The organism is Streptomyces sp. NPDC046821 (assembly GCF_040645335.1).
Taxonomy (GTDB): Bacteria; Actinomycetota; Actinomycetes; order Streptomycetales; family Streptomycetaceae; genus Streptomyces.
On record NZ_JBEYYB010000013.1, the window covers coordinates 233462 to 252241 of the forward strand.

Annotated in this window: 17 protein-coding genes; 10 read left to right on the forward strand and 7 right to left on the reverse strand. The window is 70.3% G+C overall.

Features of this window, described 5'->3' with window-relative positions; genetic code table 11:
- Nucleotides 1–90 precede the first annotated feature (90 nt).
- The 6 genes from dacB (at nt 91) to folE (ending at nt 7664) form a co-directional block, all read left to right on the forward strand.
- On the forward strand, nt 91–1599 hold the full coding sequence (gene dacB / locus ABZ893_RS26935) for a D-alanyl-D-alanine carboxypeptidase/D-alanyl-D-alanine-endopeptidase (RefSeq protein ID WP_361408318.1): 1509 nt from the start codon (nt 91–93) through the stop codon (nt 1597–1599).
- A 173-nt stretch (nt 1600–1772) separates the two neighbouring features.
- On the forward strand, nt 1773–2915 hold the full coding sequence (locus tag ABZ893_RS26940) for a zinc-dependent metalloprotease (protein WP_361408167.1): 1143 nt from the start codon (nt 1773–1775) through the stop codon (nt 2913–2915).
- A gap of 231 nt (nt 2916–3146) precedes the next feature.
- Complete coding sequence (gene tilS, locus ABZ893_RS26945) at nt 3147–4172, forward strand: tRNA lysidine(34) synthetase TilS (RefSeq protein ID WP_361408169.1); 1026 nt, start codon at nt 3147–3149, stop codon at nt 4170–4172.
- A 43-nt stretch (nt 4173–4215) separates the two neighbouring features.
- Nucleotides 4216–4776, forward strand: a complete 561-nt coding sequence (hpt, locus tag ABZ893_RS26950) for a hypoxanthine phosphoribosyltransferase (RefSeq protein ID WP_361408321.1) — start codon at nt 4216–4218, stop codon at nt 4774–4776.
- Nucleotides 4777–4971: 195 nt separating this feature from the next.
- Nucleotides 4972–6978 carry an ATP-dependent zinc metalloprotease FtsH gene (gene ftsH / locus ABZ893_RS26955; RefSeq protein ID WP_361408324.1) on the forward strand — a complete coding sequence of 669 codons (2007 nt, stop codon included), beginning with the start codon at nt 4972–4974 and terminating at the stop codon, nt 6976–6978.
- A gap of 80 nt (nt 6979–7058) precedes the next feature.
- Nucleotides 7059–7664 (forward strand): GTP cyclohydrolase I FolE, encoded by a 606-nt coding sequence (gene folE / locus ABZ893_RS26960; protein ID WP_361408171.1) that lies wholly within the window; start codon nt 7059–7061, stop codon nt 7662–7664.
- 728 nt (nt 7665–8392) lie between these two features.
- On the opposite strand, the gene ABZ893_RS26965 is transcribed toward folE, so the two are convergent.
- The 6 genes from ABZ893_RS26965 to ABZ893_RS26990 all read right to left on the reverse strand — a co-directional run bounded on the left by ABZ893_RS26965 (nt 8393) and on the right by ABZ893_RS26990 (nt 13413).
- Nucleotides 8393–8881, reverse strand: coding sequence for a DUF3180 domain-containing protein (locus ABZ893_RS26965; RefSeq protein WP_361408173.1), 489 nt, complete (start codon nt 8879–8881; stop codon nt 8393–8395).
- A 58-nt stretch (nt 8882–8939) separates the two neighbouring features.
- The gene (folK, locus tag ABZ893_RS26970; protein WP_361408174.1) at nt 8940–9551 is read right to left on the reverse strand and encodes a 2-amino-4-hydroxy-6-hydroxymethyldihydropteridine diphosphokinase; all 612 of its coding nucleotides are present in this window, start codon (nt 9549–9551) and stop codon (nt 8940–8942) included.
- The gene (gene folB / locus ABZ893_RS26975) at nt 9548–9907 is read right to left on the reverse strand and encodes a dihydroneopterin aldolase (protein ID WP_361408176.1); all 360 of its coding nucleotides are present in this window, start codon (nt 9905–9907) and stop codon (nt 9548–9550) included. Before folB ends, folK begins: the two co-directional genes overlap by 4 nt.
- A gap of 236 nt (nt 9908–10143) precedes the next feature.
- Nucleotides 10144–10689, reverse strand: a complete 546-nt coding sequence (locus ABZ893_RS26980) for a nuclear transport factor 2 family protein (protein WP_361408178.1) — start codon at nt 10687–10689, stop codon at nt 10144–10146.
- Nucleotides 10686–11549, reverse strand: coding sequence for a dihydropteroate synthase (folP, locus tag ABZ893_RS26985; RefSeq protein ID WP_361408180.1), 864 nt, complete (start codon nt 11547–11549; stop codon nt 10686–10688). The genes ABZ893_RS26980 and folP overlap by 4 nt, the downstream gene beginning before the upstream one ends.
- Before the next feature lie 58 nt (nt 11550–11607).
- The gene (locus ABZ893_RS26990; RefSeq protein WP_361408327.1) at nt 11608–13413 is read right to left on the reverse strand and encodes a phosphatidylglycerol lysyltransferase domain-containing protein; all 1806 of its coding nucleotides are present in this window, start codon (nt 13411–13413) and stop codon (nt 11608–11610) included.
- A gap of 183 nt (nt 13414–13596) precedes the next feature.
- Here ABZ893_RS26990 and ABZ893_RS26995 point away from each other — a divergent pair, with 183 nt between their 5' ends.
- On the forward strand, nt 13597–14718 hold the full coding sequence (locus ABZ893_RS26995) for an alpha/beta hydrolase-fold protein (protein ID WP_361408182.1): 1122 nt from the start codon (nt 13597–13599) through the stop codon (nt 14716–14718).
- A gap of 153 nt (nt 14719–14871) precedes the next feature.
- On the opposite strand, the gene ABZ893_RS27000 is transcribed toward ABZ893_RS26995, so the two are convergent.
- Complete coding sequence (locus tag ABZ893_RS27000) at nt 14872–16020, reverse strand: betaine/proline/choline family ABC transporter ATP-binding protein (RefSeq protein WP_361408184.1); 1149 nt, start codon at nt 16018–16020, stop codon at nt 14872–14874.
- A gap of 196 nt (nt 16021–16216) precedes the next feature.
- On the opposite strand from ABZ893_RS27000, the gene ABZ893_RS27005 reads away from it, so the two are divergent.
- The 3 genes from ABZ893_RS27005 (at nt 16217) to ABZ893_RS27015 (ending at nt 18715) form a co-directional block, all read left to right on the forward strand.
- Nucleotides 16217–16936 carry an ABC transporter permease gene (locus ABZ893_RS27005; RefSeq protein WP_361408186.1) on the forward strand — a complete coding sequence of 240 codons (720 nt, stop codon included), beginning with the start codon at nt 16217–16219 and terminating at the stop codon, nt 16934–16936.
- Nucleotides 16933–17613: an ABC transporter permease gene (locus ABZ893_RS27010; protein WP_361408188.1), complete on the forward strand. Its 681-nt coding sequence runs from the start codon at nt 16933–16935 to the stop codon at nt 17611–17613. Before ABZ893_RS27005 ends, ABZ893_RS27010 begins: the two co-directional genes overlap by 4 nt.
- Before the next feature lie 124 nt (nt 17614–17737).
- The gene (locus ABZ893_RS27015; protein WP_361408190.1) at nt 17738–18715 is read left to right on the forward strand and encodes an ABC transporter substrate-binding protein; all 978 of its coding nucleotides are present in this window, start codon (nt 17738–17740) and stop codon (nt 18713–18715) included.
- Nucleotides 18716–18780: the final 65 nt, after the last annotated feature.

The following is an 18780-nucleotide window of genomic DNA, read 5'->3' on the forward strand; positions in this document are numbered from 1 at the left end:
GCCCGAGCCCGTGGGTGTGCTCCCACGGCAGGACGCAGTGATTAAGTGTCCCTCACGCAGGTGTGTGATCGCGAAAGGGGCTGGTACGTGGTGCCCGAGCTCAAGGCTTCGCAGGTGCTCTCACAGGCAGTGAGGACGCTCGCGAAGATCAAGACCTGGCAGCTCACGGCGGGCGCTGCCACCCTGGGCCTGGCACTCTCTGCCGTGGCGGTGGCCTCGGCCGGTCCCTGGGACTCCGACGGTCAGCGTACGGCGGAGGCACGCCGTGCCGCCTCCCTGGACGCCGGGGGTGGCACAGATCACGGCCGGAGCGGGCGTTCCGACGAGCCCGACGCCGCCCCGAGCGCCCCTTCCGTGCTCGCGGCGCCCGCCGTCTCGGGCGCCGGCCCCACGAAGAGCGCGCTCGCCAAGGTGCTCGACCCGCTCCTCAAGGACCCTGCCCTCGGCTCGCGCCGCACCGCGGCCGTCGTCGACGCCGCCACCGGCGAGCGCCTCTACGGCAAGAGCTCCGGTGACGCCCTGACGCCCGCGTCCACGACCAAGCTCGCCACGGCGATCGCCGCGCTCTCGATGCCGGGATCCGACCACCGCATCGTCACGAAGACCGTCCTGGAACCCGGCTCGGACAAGAACTCGGACAAGAACTCGGACAAGAACAAGGTCGTCCTCGTCGGCGGCGGCGACCCCACACTCACCGCCCGCAAGGACGCGGGCCCCAACGCCAGCCTGCGCACCCTCGCCGACGCCACCGCGAAGAAGCTCAAGGACCGCGGTACGAAAGAGATCACCCTCTCGTACGACACCTCGCTCTACTCCGGACCCGTCCTGCACTCGATCGGGCCCAATGAGAACCTCGCCCCGGTCAGCGCCCTCATGGCCGACGAGGCGCGCCTCGACGACTCGACCAGCGGCACGGCCCCACGCGAGTCGGACCCGGCGGCCGCCGCCGCGCGCAAGTTCGCCGGCTTCCTGAAGGACCAGGGCATCAGGACGAAGGGCGACCCGGGCTCCGGCCACGCCTCGGACCACGCCGACGAGCTGGCCGAGGTGTCGTCCCCGCCGGTGTCGGCCCTGGTCGAGCGGATGCTCACGAACAGTGACAACGACATCGCGGAGGCGCTGGGCCGCCAGGTGGCCCTCGCGACGGGCGGGACGGCGAGCTTCGACGGTGCCGGCAAGGGCATCCGCAAGGAACTGGAGAAGCTCGAACTCCCGCTCTCCGGCACGCACTTCGCCGACGGCAGCGGACTCGACCGCTCCGACAAGGTCTCCGCCGACCTGCTGACCCAGGTCCTCGCGCGCGCCGCCGACCGCGAGCGCCCTGGTCTGCGCCCCGTCCTCACCGGGCTGCCCGTCGCCGGCTTCACGGGCACGCTCAGCAAGCGCTACACCGACGAGGCCGACGCGGCGGGCATCGGCCTCGTACGGGCCAAGACGGGCACGCTGACCGGGGTGAACACGCTGGCCGGGGCGGTCGTCGACGCGGACGGGCGGCTTCTGGTCTTCGCGTTCATGACGGACGGCACCGCGAACCCGATGGGCGCCCAGTCGGCCCTGGACCGCCTCGCGTCGACGGTGGCGGACTGCGGCTGCCGCTGACCGGCGCGAGCGGCTCAGCTGTGTGCTTCAGCCCGTCGCCTCGGCCCATCGCCCACCGCTCGCCCGGCTCCCGCGCCCGGTCGTCCCGCCCGTGATCCCCTAGGGGGCGCAACCAGGGCGGCGTCCGGGGCAAGCCCCCTGTGCGCCGGGGGCCGAGCACGTACGGTTGACGCATGACGAGCTTCGGTGGTGCGTCTGGGATGGTCGACTGGAATCTCGCGGTGGCGACCGCGACCCGACTCGTGCGGCCGGGGCCGGAGGTGAGCCGGGACGAGGCGCGGGCCGTCGTCGCCGAGCTGCGCCGGCACGCCAAGGCCTCCGAGGAACACGTCCGCGGCTTCACGCGCCTGGCCACCGACGAGGCGCACGACACCCCTGTCCTCGTCGTCGACCGCCCCGGCTGGGTCCGGGCGAACGTGGCTGGATTCAGAGAACTCCTCAAGCCCCTCCTCGACAAGATGGAGGAGCGGCGCGGCTCGAGCCCCGGCGGCGCGGTCCTCGGCGCCGTCGGCGGCAAGGTTACGGGCGTCGAGCTGGGCATGTTGCTCTCCTTCCTGTCCTCCCGCGTCCTCGGCCAGTACGAGACCTTCGCCCCGCCGACCGGCGACCTGCCGGGCTCGGCGGAGGGCGGCGGCAGACTGCTCCTCGTCGCGCCGAACATCGTGCACGTGGAGCGCGAACTCGACGTGGCGCCGCACGACTTCAGACTCTGGGTGTGCCTGCACGAGGAGACGCACCGCACGCAGTTCACCGCCGTGCCCTGGCTGCGGGACCATCTCGAGGGCGAGATCCAGTCATTCCTCGGCGAGACCGACGTCGATCCGATGACGTTCCTGGAGCGCATCCGGGAGGCCGCGCAGTCCTTGGCGGGCGCGCGTCCGGAGGGCGAGCAGGGTGAGGGCGACGAGGGAGGACGGTCCCTGGTCGAGCTCGTGCAGACGCCTGCTCAGCGCGAGATCCTCGCCCGGCTCACGGCCGTGATGTCGCTGCTCGAAGGGCACGCGGACTTCGTGATGGACGGCGTGGGGCCCGCGGTGGTGCCGTCGGTCGCCGAGATCAGGGAGAAGTTCAAGGAGCGCCGGCAGAAGGGCGCGTCCCGCCTGGATCTGGCGCTGCGCAAACTCCTCGGCCTCGACGCGAAACTGCGCCAGTACCGTGACGGGGAGCGCTTCGTCCGGGCCGTGGTGAACGAGGTGGGTATGGACGGATTCAATCGCGTGTGGACATCGCCGAACACGCTGCCCACCAAGTCGGAGATCGCCAAACCGGCGGACTGGGTCGCGAGGGTGCACCGTAAGGCCGAAGGCGCACCGTAAAGCAGGGTCGTGAAACAAATACGGCCAACGGCAGGGGAACGCCCCCGTAATCACCCATCCGAGGGACCGTGAGCCGCGAGTAGGCGTGCAATGCTCGGGGAACGGCTCGGCTCTGTCACCATCGACACACTCTGAGTGACCGAAGTCACCGGGTCGCTGTTGAGTGAGCAGTCCGATGAGTGTGTAGTCCGAGCCTCACCCCCACCGAAAACTTCATGAAGGGAACCGGACATGGGTCCCCATCCTGCGGTCGCGGCGATACGCCTGGCGGTCCGCCGCGTACTCCATGACGTACTCAATGAACACAGCGCCCCGCGTACAGCTCCGCACGGCGCCCCTCATAGCCAGCCGCTGGTGCTCGTCGCCTGCTCCGGCGGTGCCGATTCCATGGCGCTCGCCTCCGCCCTCGCCTTCGAGGCTCCCAAACTCGGTGTCCGCGCCGGTGGCGTGACCGTCGACCACGGTCTGCAGCCCGGCTCCGACCTCCGCGCCGCCGACGTCGTCGCGCGGCTCGGGGCCCTGCGCCTCGATCCCGTCGAGTCCTCGGCCGTGCGGGTCGGCCGCGAAGGCGGCCCCGAAGCCGCCGCGCGGGACGCCCGGTACGCCGCCCTGGACGCCGCCGCGGACCGCCTCGGCGCCGCCGCGATCCTGCTCGGCCACACCCGCGACGACCAGGCGGAGACGGTTCTCCTCGGTCTCGCCCGCGGCTCCGGCATCCGCTCCCTGTCGGGCATGGCCGCGGCCTCGGGGGCCGGCGGCCGTTACCGCAGGCCCTTCCTCCAGATCGACCGCCAGACCGCCCGCACCGCGTGCCTGGCCCAGTCGCTGCCCGTCTGGGACGACCCCCACAACACCGATCCGGCGTACACCCGCTCCCGGCTGCGCCACGAGGGGCTGCCCGCCCTGGAGAAGGCCCTCGGCAAAGGTGTCGTCGAGGCGCTCGCCCGTACGGCCCAGCTGTCCCGGGACGATGCCGACGCCCTGGACAGCTGGGCCGCGCAGGCCGAGGCCACGGTGCGTGATGCCGCAGGCCTCCTGGAGTGCGCCAAGCTCTTCGCGCTGCCGCCCGCCGTACGCCGCCGGGTCCTGCGCCGAGCGGCCATCGAGGCCGGTGCTCCCGCGGGTTCCCTGTTCGCCCGGCACATCGAAGAGGTCGACCGTCTGATCACCGGCTGGCGCGGCCAGGGGGAGATCAACCTCCCCGGCCGGGTAGTGGCTCAGCGGCAGGGTGGCAGACTGGTCATCCGGCAAGGCTGACGAAGGCGCGCCCTTCACGCAGCCGGTGGGACGACCGAAAGTGATGCGGGTGGACGCGAAAGACATGGGCACCGACCTCCAGTCGGTGCTCATCACCAAGGAAGAGATCGACGCGAAGCTGGCCGAGCTGGCCGCGAAGATCGACGCGGAGTACGCGGGCAAGGACCTGCTGATCGTCGGTGTCCTCAAGGGCGCCGTGATGGTCATGGCGGACCTGGCGCGCGCGCTGTCCTCCCCCGTCACGATGGACTGGATGGCGGTGTCCTCGTACGGCGCGGGCACCCAGTCGTCCGGCGTCGTGCGGATCCTCAAGGACCTCGACACGGACATCAAGGGCCGACACGTCCTGATCGTCGAGGACATCATCGACTCGGGCCTCACGCTGTCGTGGCTGCTCACCAACCTCGGCACCCGCGAGCCCGCGAGCCTCGAGGTCTGCACCCTCCTGCGCAAGCCGGAGGCGGCCAAGGTCGCCATCGACGTGAAGTGGACCGGTTTCGAGATCCCGAACGAGTTCGTCGTCGGGTACGGCCTGGACTACGCGGAGAAGTACCGGAACCTGCCGTTCGTCGGCACTCTGGCGCCCCACGTCTACGGCGGCTGAACGGCGCCCGAACCTGTGTGAGACGGTCGGGAACCCCTGCGGGTCTCCCGCCGTTGAGCATTCGAGGGCGAGATTCTCGGCTGTCCCCTGCGGCTTCGGGCCACAAAGCTGGGGTACCGTCCGAGGAACAGTCTTCAAAACAGCCTTATCAAACTCACTATGGCAGGAGGGACGGGGCGGCATCGCTCCGTATGGATGGACGTGAAGCGATACTTCCGTGGGCCGGTCATGTGGATCGTGCTGGCCGTCCTTGCCGTGGTCGTGTTGATGCAGGTCGTCGGTTCGTCCGGCGGCTACAAGACGGTGGACACCGGCCAGGTAATTCAGGCCATCGACAACAACCAGGTGCAGTCGGCCAAGGTCACCACCGGCGACGAGAACACCATCAAGGTCTCTCTCAAGAGCGGCCAGAAGGTGGACGGCAGCAGCAAGATCCAGGCGAGCTACATCGGCGACCAGGGCGTCGCGGTGGCCAAGGATCTGCAGGCCAAGTTCGAGAGCAAGCAGATTCCTGACGGTTACACCGTCTCCCCGACGAAGCAGAACGCCTTCGTGGGGATCCTGCTCTCCCTGCTCCCCTTCGTCCTGATCGTCGTCGTCTTCCTGTTCCTGATGAATCAGATGCAGGGCGGCGGCTCCCGCGTCATGCAGTTCGGGAAGTCCAAGGCGAAACTCATCACCAAGGACACCCCGAAGACGACGTTCGCCGACGTGGCGGGCTCGGACGAGGCGGTCGAGGAACTCCACGAGATCAAGGAGTTCCTGCAGGAGCCGGCCAAGTTCCAGGCAGTCGGCGCCAAGATCCCCAAGGGCGTGCTCCTCTACGGCCCGCCCGGAACGGGTAAGACGCTCCTCGCGCGCGCCGTCGCCGGTGAGGCCGGGGTGCCGTTCTACTCGATCTCGGGTTCCGACTTCGTCGAGATGTTCGTCGGTGTCGGTGCCTCCCGTGTGCGTGACCTCTTCGAGCAGGCCAAGGCGAACGCTCCGGCGATCGTCTTCGTCGACGAGATCGACGCCGTCGGCCGGCACCGCGGTGCGGGTCTCGGCGGCGGTCACGACGAGCGCGAGCAGACGCTGAACCAGCTGCTCGTCGAGATGGACGGCTTCGACGTGAAGGGCGGCGTCATCCTGATCGCCGCCACGAACCGGCCCGACATCCTCGACCCGGCGCTGCTGCGTCCGGGCCGCTTCGACCGCCAGATCGCGGTCGACCGCCCCGACATGCAGGGCCGTCTGGAGATCCTCAAGGTCCACCAGAAGGGCAAGCCGGTCGCGCCCGACGTCGACCTGTCCGCCGTCGCCCGGCGTACCCCGGGCTTCACCGGCGCCGACCTGTCGAACGTGCTGAACGAAGCGGCGCTCCTCACGGCGCGCAGCGACCGCAAGCTGATCGACAACTCGATGCTGGACGAGGCGATCGACCGCGTCGTGGCGGGCCCGCAGAAGCGGACCCGGATCATGTCCGACAAGGAGAAGAAGATCACCGCGTACCACGAGGGCGGACACGCCCTGGTCGCGGCGGCCTCGCCCAACTCCGACCCGGTGCACAAGATCACGATCCTGTCCCGCGGCCGTGCCCTCGGTTACACGATGGTCCTGCCCGACGAGGACAAGTACTCGACCACGCGCAACGAGATGCTCGACCAGCTCGCCTACATGCTGGGCGGGCGCGCGGCCGAGGAGCTGGTCTTCCACGACCCGACCACGGGTGCGGCGAACGACATCGAGAAGGCGACCGCGACCGCGCGGGCCATGGTCACGCAGTACGGCATGACCGAGCGGCTCGGCGCGATCAAGTTCGGCGGCGACAACACCGAGCCCTTCCTGGGCCGGGAGATGTCGCACCCGCGTGACTACTCGGAAGAGGTTGCCGCGCTCGTCGACGAAGAGGTCAAGAAGCTCATCGAGAACGCGCACAACGAGGCCTGGGAGATCCTTGTCGAGAACCGTGACGTTCTCGACAACCTGGTCCTCGCGCTCCTGGAGAAGGAGACGCTGAACAAGGAGCAGATCGCCGAGATCTTCGCTCCGATCGTGAAGCGTCCGGCCCGTCCCGCGTGGACCGGCTCCTCCCGGCGCACCCCGTCGACCCGTCCGCCGGTGCTCTCCCCCAAGGAGCTGTCGCTGACGAACGGTGCGAACGCGGCCCCGGTCGCGGAGCCCGGTCTGGAGATCGCGCCCACGGACAGCCCCGAGGCCTGATCACCCCGGAATGGATGAACGCGTCCCCCACGCCTTACGGTGTGGGGGACGCGGTTTTATGTTCAAGAAAGAGGCACCAGATGACCGACCCGGTGACGCTGGACGGCGAGGGCCGAATCGGCGAGTTCGACGAGAAGCGCGCCGAGAACGCCGTGCGTGAGCTGCTCATCGCGGTTGGGGAGGACCCGGACCGTGAGGGCCTGCGGGAGACCCCGGGCCGGGTGGCGCGCGCGTACAAGGAGATATTCGCGGGTCTGTGGCAGAAGCCCGAGGATGTTCTGACGACGACGTTCGACCTCGGTCACGACGAGATGGTCCTGGTGAAGGACATCGAGGTCCAGAGCAGCTGTGAGCACCACCTGGTGCCGTTCATCGGTGTCGCCCACGTCGGGTACATCCCGTCGAGCGACGGCAAGATCACCGGCCTGTCGAAGCTGGCCCGCCTCGTGGACGTCTACGCCCGGCGCCCGCAGGTCCAGGAGCGCCTGACCACGCAGATCGCCGACTCCCTGATGGAGATCCTGGAGCCGCGCGGCGTCATCGTCGTCATCGAGTGCGAGCACATGTGCATGACGATGCGAGGCGTACGCAAGCAGGGCGCGAAGACCATAACGTCGGCGGTACGCGGCCAACTCCGCGACCCCGCGACGCGCAACGAGGCGATGAGCTTGATCATCGGCCACTGATCCTTGCCGGGGGCGTGTGGCGTGTGCCCGAGGGGTTGGCGCCTCACCGCTGCGCGGCGCAAGCCTTGCGCGGCGCGGGCCTCAGGCGGCGTCGGCCTCATGTGGCGTGAGTCTTACGCGGCTTAGGCCTTACGCGGTGGGAGCGTCACGCGGGGCGAGCCGCACGCGGGGCAGCTCTTACGCGGGGCACGCCTTGCGCTGTGCCAGCTTCACCCGGGGCAGGCCTTACGCGGGTAGGCCTCATGCGGCGCGAGCCTTAAGCGGCGCGCTTCTTGTGGCGCAGGCTCTGCGCGGCGGGTGCCTTACTCGAGTCAGGCCTCACGCGGGCAGGCAGGCCCCACGCTGCGCGGGCTTCATGCGGCGCGCTTGACGCGGGGCAGGCCTTACGTGGGGCGAGCCATACGCGGCGCAAGCCTCACGCGGCGCAAGCCTCACGCGGCGCAAGCCTCACGCGGCGCAAGCCTCACGCGGCGCAAGCCTCACGCGGCGCGAGCGTTCACGTGGCCCAGGCCTCACGTGGCGGGCGCTTCATGCGGCTCAGGCCTCACGGCGGGCAGGCGTCACGCGGCGCAACCTCACTCGGAGCAAGCCTCACGTCGTGCGGCCCACGCGGCGCAGGCCAAATCGCCCGGCGCAAGCCCCACGCGCGACCCGCGCGGCGCAGGCCAAATCGCCCGACGCAAGCCCCACGCGGCGCAACCCCACACGCTGCCCACGCGGCGCGAGGCCTACGTCGTGCGGGCCGCGTTGCCGTGGTTTTCGTCGTCGTCTTCCGGGAGTTTGCAGACTCGCTCCAGGAAGAGGGCGGCTGCTATTACGGCGATGCCGGCCAGGACCGAGAAGCCGGCGTAGATCGCCTGTTCGCGGCGGGCCGGGAAGTCGAGGCGCTCGAGGAGGAAGACGCCCGTGCCGCCGTAGAGCCCGGCGACGAGGGCCGCGACGAGGGCGCTGGCATGGGCGAAGACGACGGCGCGCGCGGCCATCAGCGGGTCGACGCCCTTGGCCTCCGGGCGGCGCTCGCGCTGGGCGCGCAGCCGGGCGCGGATGGAGAGCGCCGTAGCCAGCAGGATCACGGCGATCACGGCGAGGACGATCGGCGCCGCCAGCGGAACCGAGGGCAGCGTGCCGATCGCGTCCCAGAGCCGGGCGGCCGCCCAGCTCAGCACGCCGGCGGCCACGAAGAGGCCGGCCAGCACCCTGATCCGCAGTTGCTTCATTCCGGTGGTCGCCCCTCAGTCCCCGCGCCGTCTGTGTCTGTCCGCACGACCCTAACGACTATTCGGGCAGCTGGAGTTCCAGGTCGGCGCGCGGCGTGACGCCCTCACGGGTGACCTTGGCGAGCAGCTCGGCGACCGGTCCGTGGCCGGGCAGCTGGGCCTCGGGCTCCACGTCGTACCAGGGCGCGAGGACGAAGGCCCGCTGGTGGGCGCGGGGGTGAGGGAGCGTGAGGACCGGGTCGTCGGAGACGACGTCGGCGTACGCGACGATGTCGACGTCGATGGTGCGGGCGCCCCAGCGCTCGTCACGGACGCGGTCGAAGGCCTCCTCGACGGCGTGCGCGCGCTCCAGGAGGGAGGACGGGGGCAGCGTCGTCTTCACGACGATCACCGCGTTGAAGTACGCGGGCTGGCTGCCCGGGTCGACGCCCCACGGCTCGGTCTCGTAGACGGGCGAGACGGCCTTCACGCGGACGCCGGGGGTGTCCTCCAGAGCGTCGATGGCGCCCTGGAGGGTCTCGAGCCGGTTCCCCAGGTTCGAGCCGAGGGCGATGACCGCGCGTTTGGGGTTGGAGAGCGTGGTGTCGGCGGCGTCCACCTGCTCCACGACGGAGGCGGGCACCGGCTGTACGGTCGGGTCGCTGGGGCCCTCGGTGAAGGATGCGCTCATACTCGGCTCCGGGTGATCGTGACGGTCACATCGTCGAACGGGACGGTGATCGGGGCGTCCGGCTTGTGGACGCAGACCTCGACCTCCTCGACGCCCTCGTGCTTCAGGCACGCGTCGGCGATGCGCTGCGCGAGCGTCTCGATGAGGTCGACCGGCTCGCCCTCGACGATGGCCACGACCTCCTCCGCCACGATGCCGTAGTGGACGGTCTTCGCCAGGTCGTCGTCGCGCGCCGCGGCGCGGGTGTCGAGTCCGAGCACCAGGTCCACGATGAAGGTCTGGCCCTCCTCGCGCTCCTTCTGGAAGACGCCATGGTGCCCGCGGGCCTTGAGGCCGCGCAGCGCGACACGATCCACGCGAATCACTCCTGCAATCGTCGGTAGCGGCGGGTTCGTCCCGAGTGCGGTCGGTGCACCAGCCTCGATCGAATCTACCTGCGAGCACCGACAGCTCTCGCCCGCGGGGGTGATGGACAGGGCCGCTCAGCGCTGGTAGCCGTCCCTACCCAATGGTGGCCCCGGGCAACCACGAAGGCGCCCCCGGGGACCCTTTCGACCCGCCGGAAGCCGGTCAGAAAGGGCTCAGGAAGGGCTCAGGAAGGCGTGTCCTCGTCCTCCGGGCCGTCTTCCGGAGCGTCCTCGGCGAGGACGGGGGAGGCGTGGTGCGACCAGAGTTTCCAGCCGTCACGTGTGCGGCGGAACACATTCGTGGCGACCACGCGCTGGCCGAGGAGCGGGCCGAGTTCGCCGCCTTCCTCGGGCGCCGGACCGCCGCTGAGGATGTTCTCCGTACACGTGACGAGAGCCGTGTCGGCGACGACGCTGATGCGGACGTCCGTGAGGAAGAACTGGATGTACTCGGTGTTCGCCATGATCAGCACGTACGACCGCAGGACCTCGCCGCGGCCGGTGAGGACCGGCCAGCCGGGGTGCACGCAGCTCACCGACGTGTCGTCGGCCTCGTCCGAGTCCTCGGTGTAGCTGACGTCCTCCGGGGCGAGCCAGAGCGTCGTCAGGAGTTCGAAGTCGCCACGCTCCAAGGCCTCGTAGAAGGCGCGGTTGGCGCGGTCCACGGCGTCCGTGTCGGTGCGCCTGCCGGTCGCGCCGGTCGGCTCGTCGGGCTCCCTCGGAGGGGTCACTTGGCTCCTTCTACGGCGCGGGCGACCCGGACCGCGTCCGCGGTGGCGCGGACCTCGTGGACGCGGACCGCCCAGGCGCCCTGGTGGGCGGCGATCGCGGAGACGGCGGCCGTGGCGGCGTCGCGTTCGCGGGCCGGCGGCGGCGCGCCCTGTTCGCCGGCGAGCACATGGCCGAGGAACCGCTTGCGGGAGGCGGCCACCAGGAGGGGGTGGCCGAGGGCGCGCAGCTCCCGGAGGTGGGCCAGGAGCTGGAGGTCGTGCCCGGCCTCCTTGGAGAAGCCGAGGCCCGGGTCGACGACGACGCGGTCGGGGGCGATGCCGCCCTCGATGACGGCTTCCACGCGCGCGTGGAGCTCGGCGACGACTTCGGAGACCACGTCCTCGTACGTGCCCTTGACGTTGCCGCCCTCCAGGAAGCCGCGCCAGTGCATCACGACGAAGGGGGCGCCCGCCGCCGCGACGACGGGGACCATCGCCGGGTCGGCGAGGCCGCCGCTGACGTCGTTGACCAGGGAGGCGCCGGCCGCGAGGGACTGCTCGGCGACCGAGGCCCGCATCGTGTCGACGGACACGGCGACGCCCTCCGAGGCCAGGCCCCGCACGACGGGGATGACGCGCTTGAGCTCCTCGTCCTCGTCGACCCGGGTGGCGCCCGGACGCGTCGACTCCCCGCCGACGTCGATCAGGTCGGCGCCGCGCGCGACCAGTTCGAGGCCGTGCTTCACGGCGGCCGTCGTGTCGAACCAGCGGCCGCCGTCGGAGAAGGAATCGGGCGTCACGTTGACGACTCCCATGACCGCGCAGCGGTCCCATTCGGGAAGGCCTGTGACGTGGCCTCGGTGGCCCTGCGACGTGCTCATGCCTTCAAGCGTAGGCCCGGACGCGTGATGGCCGTGCACGCCGGGACGCCGGAAACCGTCAGGCGGCGCTCGCCTCCCGTTCGTGGATGTCGTGGGCGCAGGGCCGGGGCGCCGCCGCGCGCCGTCGCAGCAGGCGCGGCGCGCTCAGGTGCACGAAGCCCTCGGCCTGCATCGCGGCGAAGCCGATGCGGGGCAGGTCGCGCGAGGAGCGGTAGACCACGAAACGGGGCTCCCAGCGCGGCTGGAACTTCGCGTTGAACTTGTACAGCGACTCGATCTGGAACCAGCGGGACAGGAACACGAGCAGCCCGCGCCAGGCCTTCAGGACCGGGCCGGCGCCGATCTTCTCGCCGCGCGCGAGCGCCGCGCGGAACATGGCGAAGTTCAGCGAGACCCGGGTGATGCCGAGTTTCGGGGCGGCCTGGAGGGCGGCCACGATCAGCAGTTCGTTCATGCCGGGGTCGGCGGCGCGGTCGCGGCGCATCAGGTCGAGGGAGACCCCGTCCGTGCCCCACGGCACGAAGTGGAGTACGGCCTTCAGGTCGCCGTGCGGGCCCGCCGGATCGTCGGCCTTGTGGGCGGTGGCGATCAGGCAGTCACCGTCGGCGGCGTCGCCGATGCGGCCGAGCGCCATGGAGAAGCCGCGCTCGGTGTCGGTGCCGCGCCAGGCGTCGGCGGCGCGCCGGATGCGCGCCAGCTCCTGCTCGCCCACGTCACGGACGCGCCGTACCCGGGTCTCGTAGCCATTGCGCTCGATTCGCTTGACCATCTGGCGTACGTTGCGCATCGCCCGCCCGGCCAGGGAGAAATCCGCGGTGTCCACCACCGCCTCGTCACCCAGTTCGAGCGCGTCCAGGCCGGTCTCGCGGGTCCAGACCTCGCCGCCCGTCTCGGAGCAGCCCATGACGGCCGGCGTCCACGAGTGGGCCTTGGCCTCGTCCATGAACCGCTCGATGGCCCCCGGCCACGCCTCCACGTCGCCGATCGGGTCACCGCTCGCGAGCATCACGCCCGACACGACGCGGTAGCAGACCGCAGCCTTGCCGCTGGGCGAGAAGACGACGCCCTTGTCGCGGCGGAGCGCGAAGTGCCCCAGCGAGTCGCGGGCGCCGTGCTTCTCCAGGAGGGCGCGCAGCCGCACCTGGTCGTCCTCGGTGAGACGTGCGGCCGGGTGCTCGGGCCGCAGCGCGAGGTAGATCGTCGTGAGCGCCGTAAGGAGCCCGAGCGAGCCGAGCGAGTAGGCCACCGTCCAGGAGGCGGGGCCCGTGTAGTCGACGGGTCCGCTGACGCCGAACAGGCCGTACAGGACGTGCTGGAGCCGGTCGGAGAGGCTCGGGTCGCCCACGAGCCGCCTCGGATGGACGCTGACGATGGTGAGACCGATCACGATCGAACCTGCACCCATCAGGACGAAGTTCGTCAGGGCGCGCCAGCGGCTGCGCGGGTCGGGCAGCGCCGCGAACTCACTCCGGTGGAGCACGAGGAGCGTGAGGAGCACCAGCGGGATCAGCACGCCGACCACGGAGTGCCGGTACACGAACTGGGCCGCCGCGCCGATCGGCAGCAGCGCCACGGCCGCGCGCCACGCCCGGCGTTTGCGCCGGCGCAGACCGTGCGCGAGGAGCAGCAGCAGGACGCCCGTACTGAGGGCGAGCGCGGCCGCGTACGGGCCGAGGGCGCCCGGCAGGACCTCGGCCAGCCGGTGCATTCGGCTGTGCCGGAACCGGGGGATGACGCCTGCCGCGACGTCGAGGAGTCCGACGAGGACACAGGCACTGGCGATCAAGGAGGGGACGGACTCGGGGCGCGGACCGCGAAGAATTCGGCGCAGTCGCCGCGCCCTGTCCGGAACCTCGCCTGAAATATCGGCATCTATCCTGACAGACATCGCATCCCGAATTCCGCGAGAGGGTTTGAAGACGGTGCCATCCGGCATCCGGTCCTATTGCGCCCTCTAGGACGGAACTTCGGGGTAGTGGGTTCACTCGGCCAGGTAAACCGGTGGAAAAGGTTCAGGAAGCAAGAAAGCGCAGGCGAGTTCAGCACGATGGGTCTCACAAGCACGAAAGTCCTTGCCCTGGCGGTCATGCTGGCCGTGCTCCTCTTCTTCGGCACGGTCTGGCTGTGGCCGCGGCTCGCGGGCCGCACGCTGGGGTCCGTCGCCGGACGGGTCGGGCTGCTGCTCGCGGTGCAGCTCTCGCTCTTCGTCTCGCTCGGCCTCGCGGTCAACCAGTCCTTCGGCTTCTACGCGACGTGGAACGACCTCCTCGGCCGCGAACAGGGCCAGGGCGTCGTGTCCGACCTCAACATCGCCGCCGGCCGGGGCCCCCTCCACGTCGTCGACACGCAGTACGTGAACGTGCCCGGCGGCTCCGAGCCCGCGGTCGGCGGCCAGATCCAGAAGATCGACATCCTCGGCAAGACCTCCCACATCGCCACGTCCGCGTACGTCTATCTGCCGCCCGAGTACTTCCAGGCGGGCGCCGCCGCGCGCAAGACGTTCCCGGCCTCGGTCGTCCTCACCGGCTACCCGGGCACGGCCGAGGCGCTCATCAAGGGGCTGCACTACCCGACCACCGCCCACCAGCAGGCCAAGGCGGGCCTGATGAAGCCGATGATCCTCGTGATGCTGCGCCCGACGGTTGCGCCGCCGCGCGACACGGAGTGCGTGGACATCCCGCACGGCCCGCAGTCGGAGACGTTCTTCGCCCGCGACCTGCCCCAGGTGATCTCCGAGCACTACCGGGTCGACCACAAGCGCGGCGGCTGGGGCATCGTCGGCGACTCCACGGGCGGCTACTGCGCCCTGAAGCTCGCGATGCATCACCCCGACGTCTACGGCGCGGGCGCGGGCCTGTCCCCGTACTACAAGGCGCCCATCGACCCCACGACCGGCGACCTCTTCCAGGGGAACACGGCCCTGAAGCAGCAGGCCGACCTGATGTGGAGCCTGAAGCACGGGGCGCCGCCCAACACGTCGCTCCTGGTCACCACGAGCAAGCACGGCGAGAAGGACTACGGGGCGACGATGCGCTTCATCAAGGCGGTGAAGCCGCCCACGCAGGTGTCGTCGATCGTGCTCGACAGCGGCGGCCACAACTTCAACACGTGGCGCCGCGAGATCCCCGCGACGCTGGCTTGGATGAGCTCGCGGATCGCGGAGGGCTGACGGTTCACGGCCCTTCAGAAGTGACGGTTCAGCGCCACTCAGCAGTGACGGTTCACAGACCCTCAGCAGTGACGTTTCGCGGCCCCTCAGCAGTGACGGCCGGCGGCCCCTCAGGACTCCTGAGGGGCCGCCGGGTTTCTACGGGGCGGCCCCTCAGGCCCCCGTCACCGTCTCCAGTTCGACCTCGGCGCGCGTGATGGCTCTGGCGTCCGCCGCCGTCGAGCGGCGCAGCGCCTCGTGCAGCCGGGCCGGGGTGAGGACGCCGAGGAAACGTCCCTCTCCGTGCTCGTCGATCACCGCGATCCAGCCCGCGTCGTGCTGGAGCATCGTGGAGAACGCCTGCTTCAGGGAGGCGCCGACGGGCAGCCACGCCTCCATCCGGCGTGCGTGCTCACGGACCGTGCCGCTCTGTACGCGCGCGTGCTCCGCGGAGATCCAGCCATGCAGGTTGTCCTCGCTGTCGAGGACGACCGCCCACGGAGCGTCGAGCGTCGCGGGCAGCGGGTCGTCGAGATGCACGACGGGCGGCTGTTCGAGGTCGCTCTCCTCGATGGGCGTGACGGAGAGGCGCTTGAGGCCGCGGTCCGCGCCGACGAACTCGGCCACGTAGTCCGTCGCGGGCGCCCCGAGGACCGTCGACGGGGTGTCGAACTGCTCGATCCGGCCCTGCCCGTACACGGCGATCCGGTCGCCGAGGCGGACGGCCTCCTCGATGTCGTGCGTGACGAACAGGACCGTCTTGCGCACGGACCGCTGGAGCCGCAGGAACTCGTTCTGCAGGTGCTCGCGCACGACCGGGTCGACCGCGCCGAACGGCTCGTCCATCAGGAGTACGGGCGGATCGGCCGCCAACGCCCGTGCCACGCCCACGCGTTGGCGTTGGCCGCCGGAGAGCTGGTCGGGGTAGCGGTCGCCGAAGGTCGCGGGGTCGAGCCCGACCAGGTCGAGGAGTTCGGCGGCGCGCTCGCGGGCCTTGGCGCGCTTGACGCCGAGCAGGTGCGGGACGGTCGCCGTGTTGTCGAGGACCGTCTTGTGCGGGAAGAGGCCGACCTGCTGGATGACGTACCCGATGCGGCGCCTGAGCTGGACCGGGTCGATGCCCGCGATGTCGTCGCCGTCGAGGAGGATCCGGCCCGCGCTCGGTTCGATGAGCCGGTTGACCATCTTCATCGTGGTGGTCTTGCCGCAGCCCGACGGGCCGACCAGGGTGACGAGTTCCCCCTCGTTCACCTCGAAGGACAGGTCGTCGACGGCCGTCGTCCCGTCGGCGTAGCGCTTGGTGACGTGCTCGAACCGGATCATGGGTCCCCATTGTGCCGGGCGGCGACGGCCCGTGGGCGGCCGCCGTGTGAAGGCATTGTTGCGCCGGGACCCCGTGCCTCGGCGATTGTCAGTGGCGGCGGTTAGGGTCGTCCGCAGTCGGAGTCGGCGTTCAAGTCAGGTGCCCGCGGGCGCGGTTCGCAGACATACGTCCGGGGATTCGGGGGAGGTGGGGCGGGTGAGCAGTCCCAACTGCATGGTGACCAATGAGTGGGTGTGCGGGGAGTACCTCCGCTCCCGCAGGCAGGAACTGGTCGACGCGGTCGTCCAGCACGTCGGCATCACGGTGGCCGCCGTCGTGATCGGGGTGCTCGTCGCCTTCCCGCTCGCCCTGCTGGCCCGGCACCGGCGCGCCTTCGCGGGCCCGGTCCTCGGCCTGACGACGGTGTTCTACACGATCCCGTCGCTGGCCATGTTCTCCCTGCTGCTCCCGCTGTTCGGGCTCTCCGCCTCGCTCGTGATCACGGGACTAGTCCTCTACTCCCTGACGATCCTCGTGCGGAACATCCTGGCGGGCCTCCAGGCCGTGCCGGACGAGGCGAGAGAGGCGGCCCGCGGCATGGGGTACGGGCCCGTCCGGCTGCTCTGGGAGGTCGAGTTGCCGCTCGCGCTGCCCGCCCTGCTCGCGGGCGTCCGGATCGCGACGGTCTCCACGGTCGCCCTGACGACGGTCGGCGCGATCATCGACTACGGGGGCCTCGGCACGCTGATCCTCGACGGGCTCGACAGCGACTTCAAGGCCCAGGTCCTCACCGCGTCCGTGCTGTGCGTGCTCCTCGCCGTCGTCGCCGACCTGCTGCTCCTGGGCCTTCAGCGCTGGCTCACTCCGTGGACGCGCGCCACGTCGAAGGCGCGGCGAAGAAACGGGCGGGCGGAGAAGGCGGTGCGGACGGCATGAGCGCGATCTCGGGGGCCTACGACTGGCTGACGACCGGGGCCAACTGGCAGGGCGACAAGGGGGTGTGGCACCGGCTCGCCGAGCATCTGTACTTCAGCGGCGTCACGCTCCTCGTGTCCTGCCTGATCGCCCTGCCGCTCGCCCTGTGGCTCGGGCACATCGGCAAGGGCGGCGGCCTCGCGGTCAACGTGTCGAACGCGGGCCGTGCCGTGCCCACGCTCGCGGTGCTCGTCGTCCTCACGCTGACGCCGCTGGGCAGACACGGGGACCTGCCGACGTTCATCGCCCTTGTCCTGTTCGCCGTGCCGCCGCTGCTGACCAACGCCTACATCGGGATGCGTGAGGTGGACCGGTCCGTCGTCGAGGCGGCGCGGGGGATGGGGATGAGCGGCGGTCAGGTGTTCCGCCGGGTCGAACTCCCGCTGGCCTACCCGATGGTGATGACGGGGATCAGATCGGCGGCGGTCCAGGTCATCGCCACGGCGACGCTCGCCGCGATGGCGGGCAAGGGCGGCCTCGGACGCATCATCACGGCCGGCTTCAACCTGCAGGACACCCCGCAGGTGGTCGCCGGCGCGCTCCTCGTGGCGGTCCTCGCACTGCTCGTGGAGGGCGTGCTGGCGGGGCTGGGGCGGGCGCTGAACCCGATGAGGGGCCGCACGGCCGCGGCGCGCTGACGTACGAGAAGCGGCGGTGCGCCGGAACGCGCGGCACGTGGCCTCCCCGCACCCGTACGTACCTCCCCTCCCCTCAAATTCCTCAGGCTTCAGATCAATTCGGCTCTCGATTGGGTGGACAACCATGAACAGCAGAACGCGACGGATCGCCGTGGCGGCGGTCGCCGTCGGCGCGCTCACCGCCGGGCTCACCGCGTGCGGCGGTGACAGCCTGGAGAGCGGCAAGAAGGACGGATCGGGCGCGGCCGCGCAGGGCGGCACCAAGAAGGGCGCGGTCGTCATCGGGGCCGCCGGGTTCACCGAGTCGAAGGTCCTCGCCGAGCTCTACAAGCAGGCCCTGGACGACGCCGGTTACTCCGCCTCCGTCAAGACCGTGGAGAACCGCGAGATCTACGAACCCCAGCTCGCCAAGGGCGCGATCGACGTCGTACCGGAATACGCGGCGACGCTCGCGGAATTCCTGAATCTGAAGAAGAACGGCGCCGACGCCAAGCCCGTTGCTTCGAGTGATCTTGATGCGACGGTCACCGCGCTGCGCGGACTTGCCGGACCCGAGGGACTCACCGCGCTCGACGCCGGACAGGCAGTCGACCAGAACGCCTTTGCGGTGAGCGCGGATTACGCGAAGAAGCACCACCTGAAGACGCTTTCCGATCTCGGTAAGTCGGGGCAGAAGGTCAAGATCGCGGCCGGTGACGAATGCGAGAAGCGGCCGTTCTGCGCGCCGGGTCTCGAGAAGACGTACGGGATCAAGGTCGCGGGGATCGATCCCAAGGGCGTCGGCACCACGCAGGCCAAGCAGGCCGTGAAGAACGGCGAGGACCAGCTGGTCCTGACGACCACCACGGATGCCACGCTGAAGAACTTCGATCTGGTGATCCTGGAGGACGACAAGAAGCTCCAGAATGCGGACAACATCATTCCGGTCGTGAACACGAAGGACGCGGGCGATACGGAGATCGCCGGCGTACTCGGGAAGCTCACCAAGACGCTGACGACCGCCGATCTCGTCGAGCTCAACCGGAAGGTCGACGCGGAACGCCAGAAGGAAGCCGATGTGGCGAAGGAGTACCTGCAGTCGAAGGGCCTCCTCAAAAACTGAGTGAGCGTCGGAGAAGGGGAGTGGCGGGGTGGAACGCGCGGCTTTTTGACGGCCGGGGGCTCCAC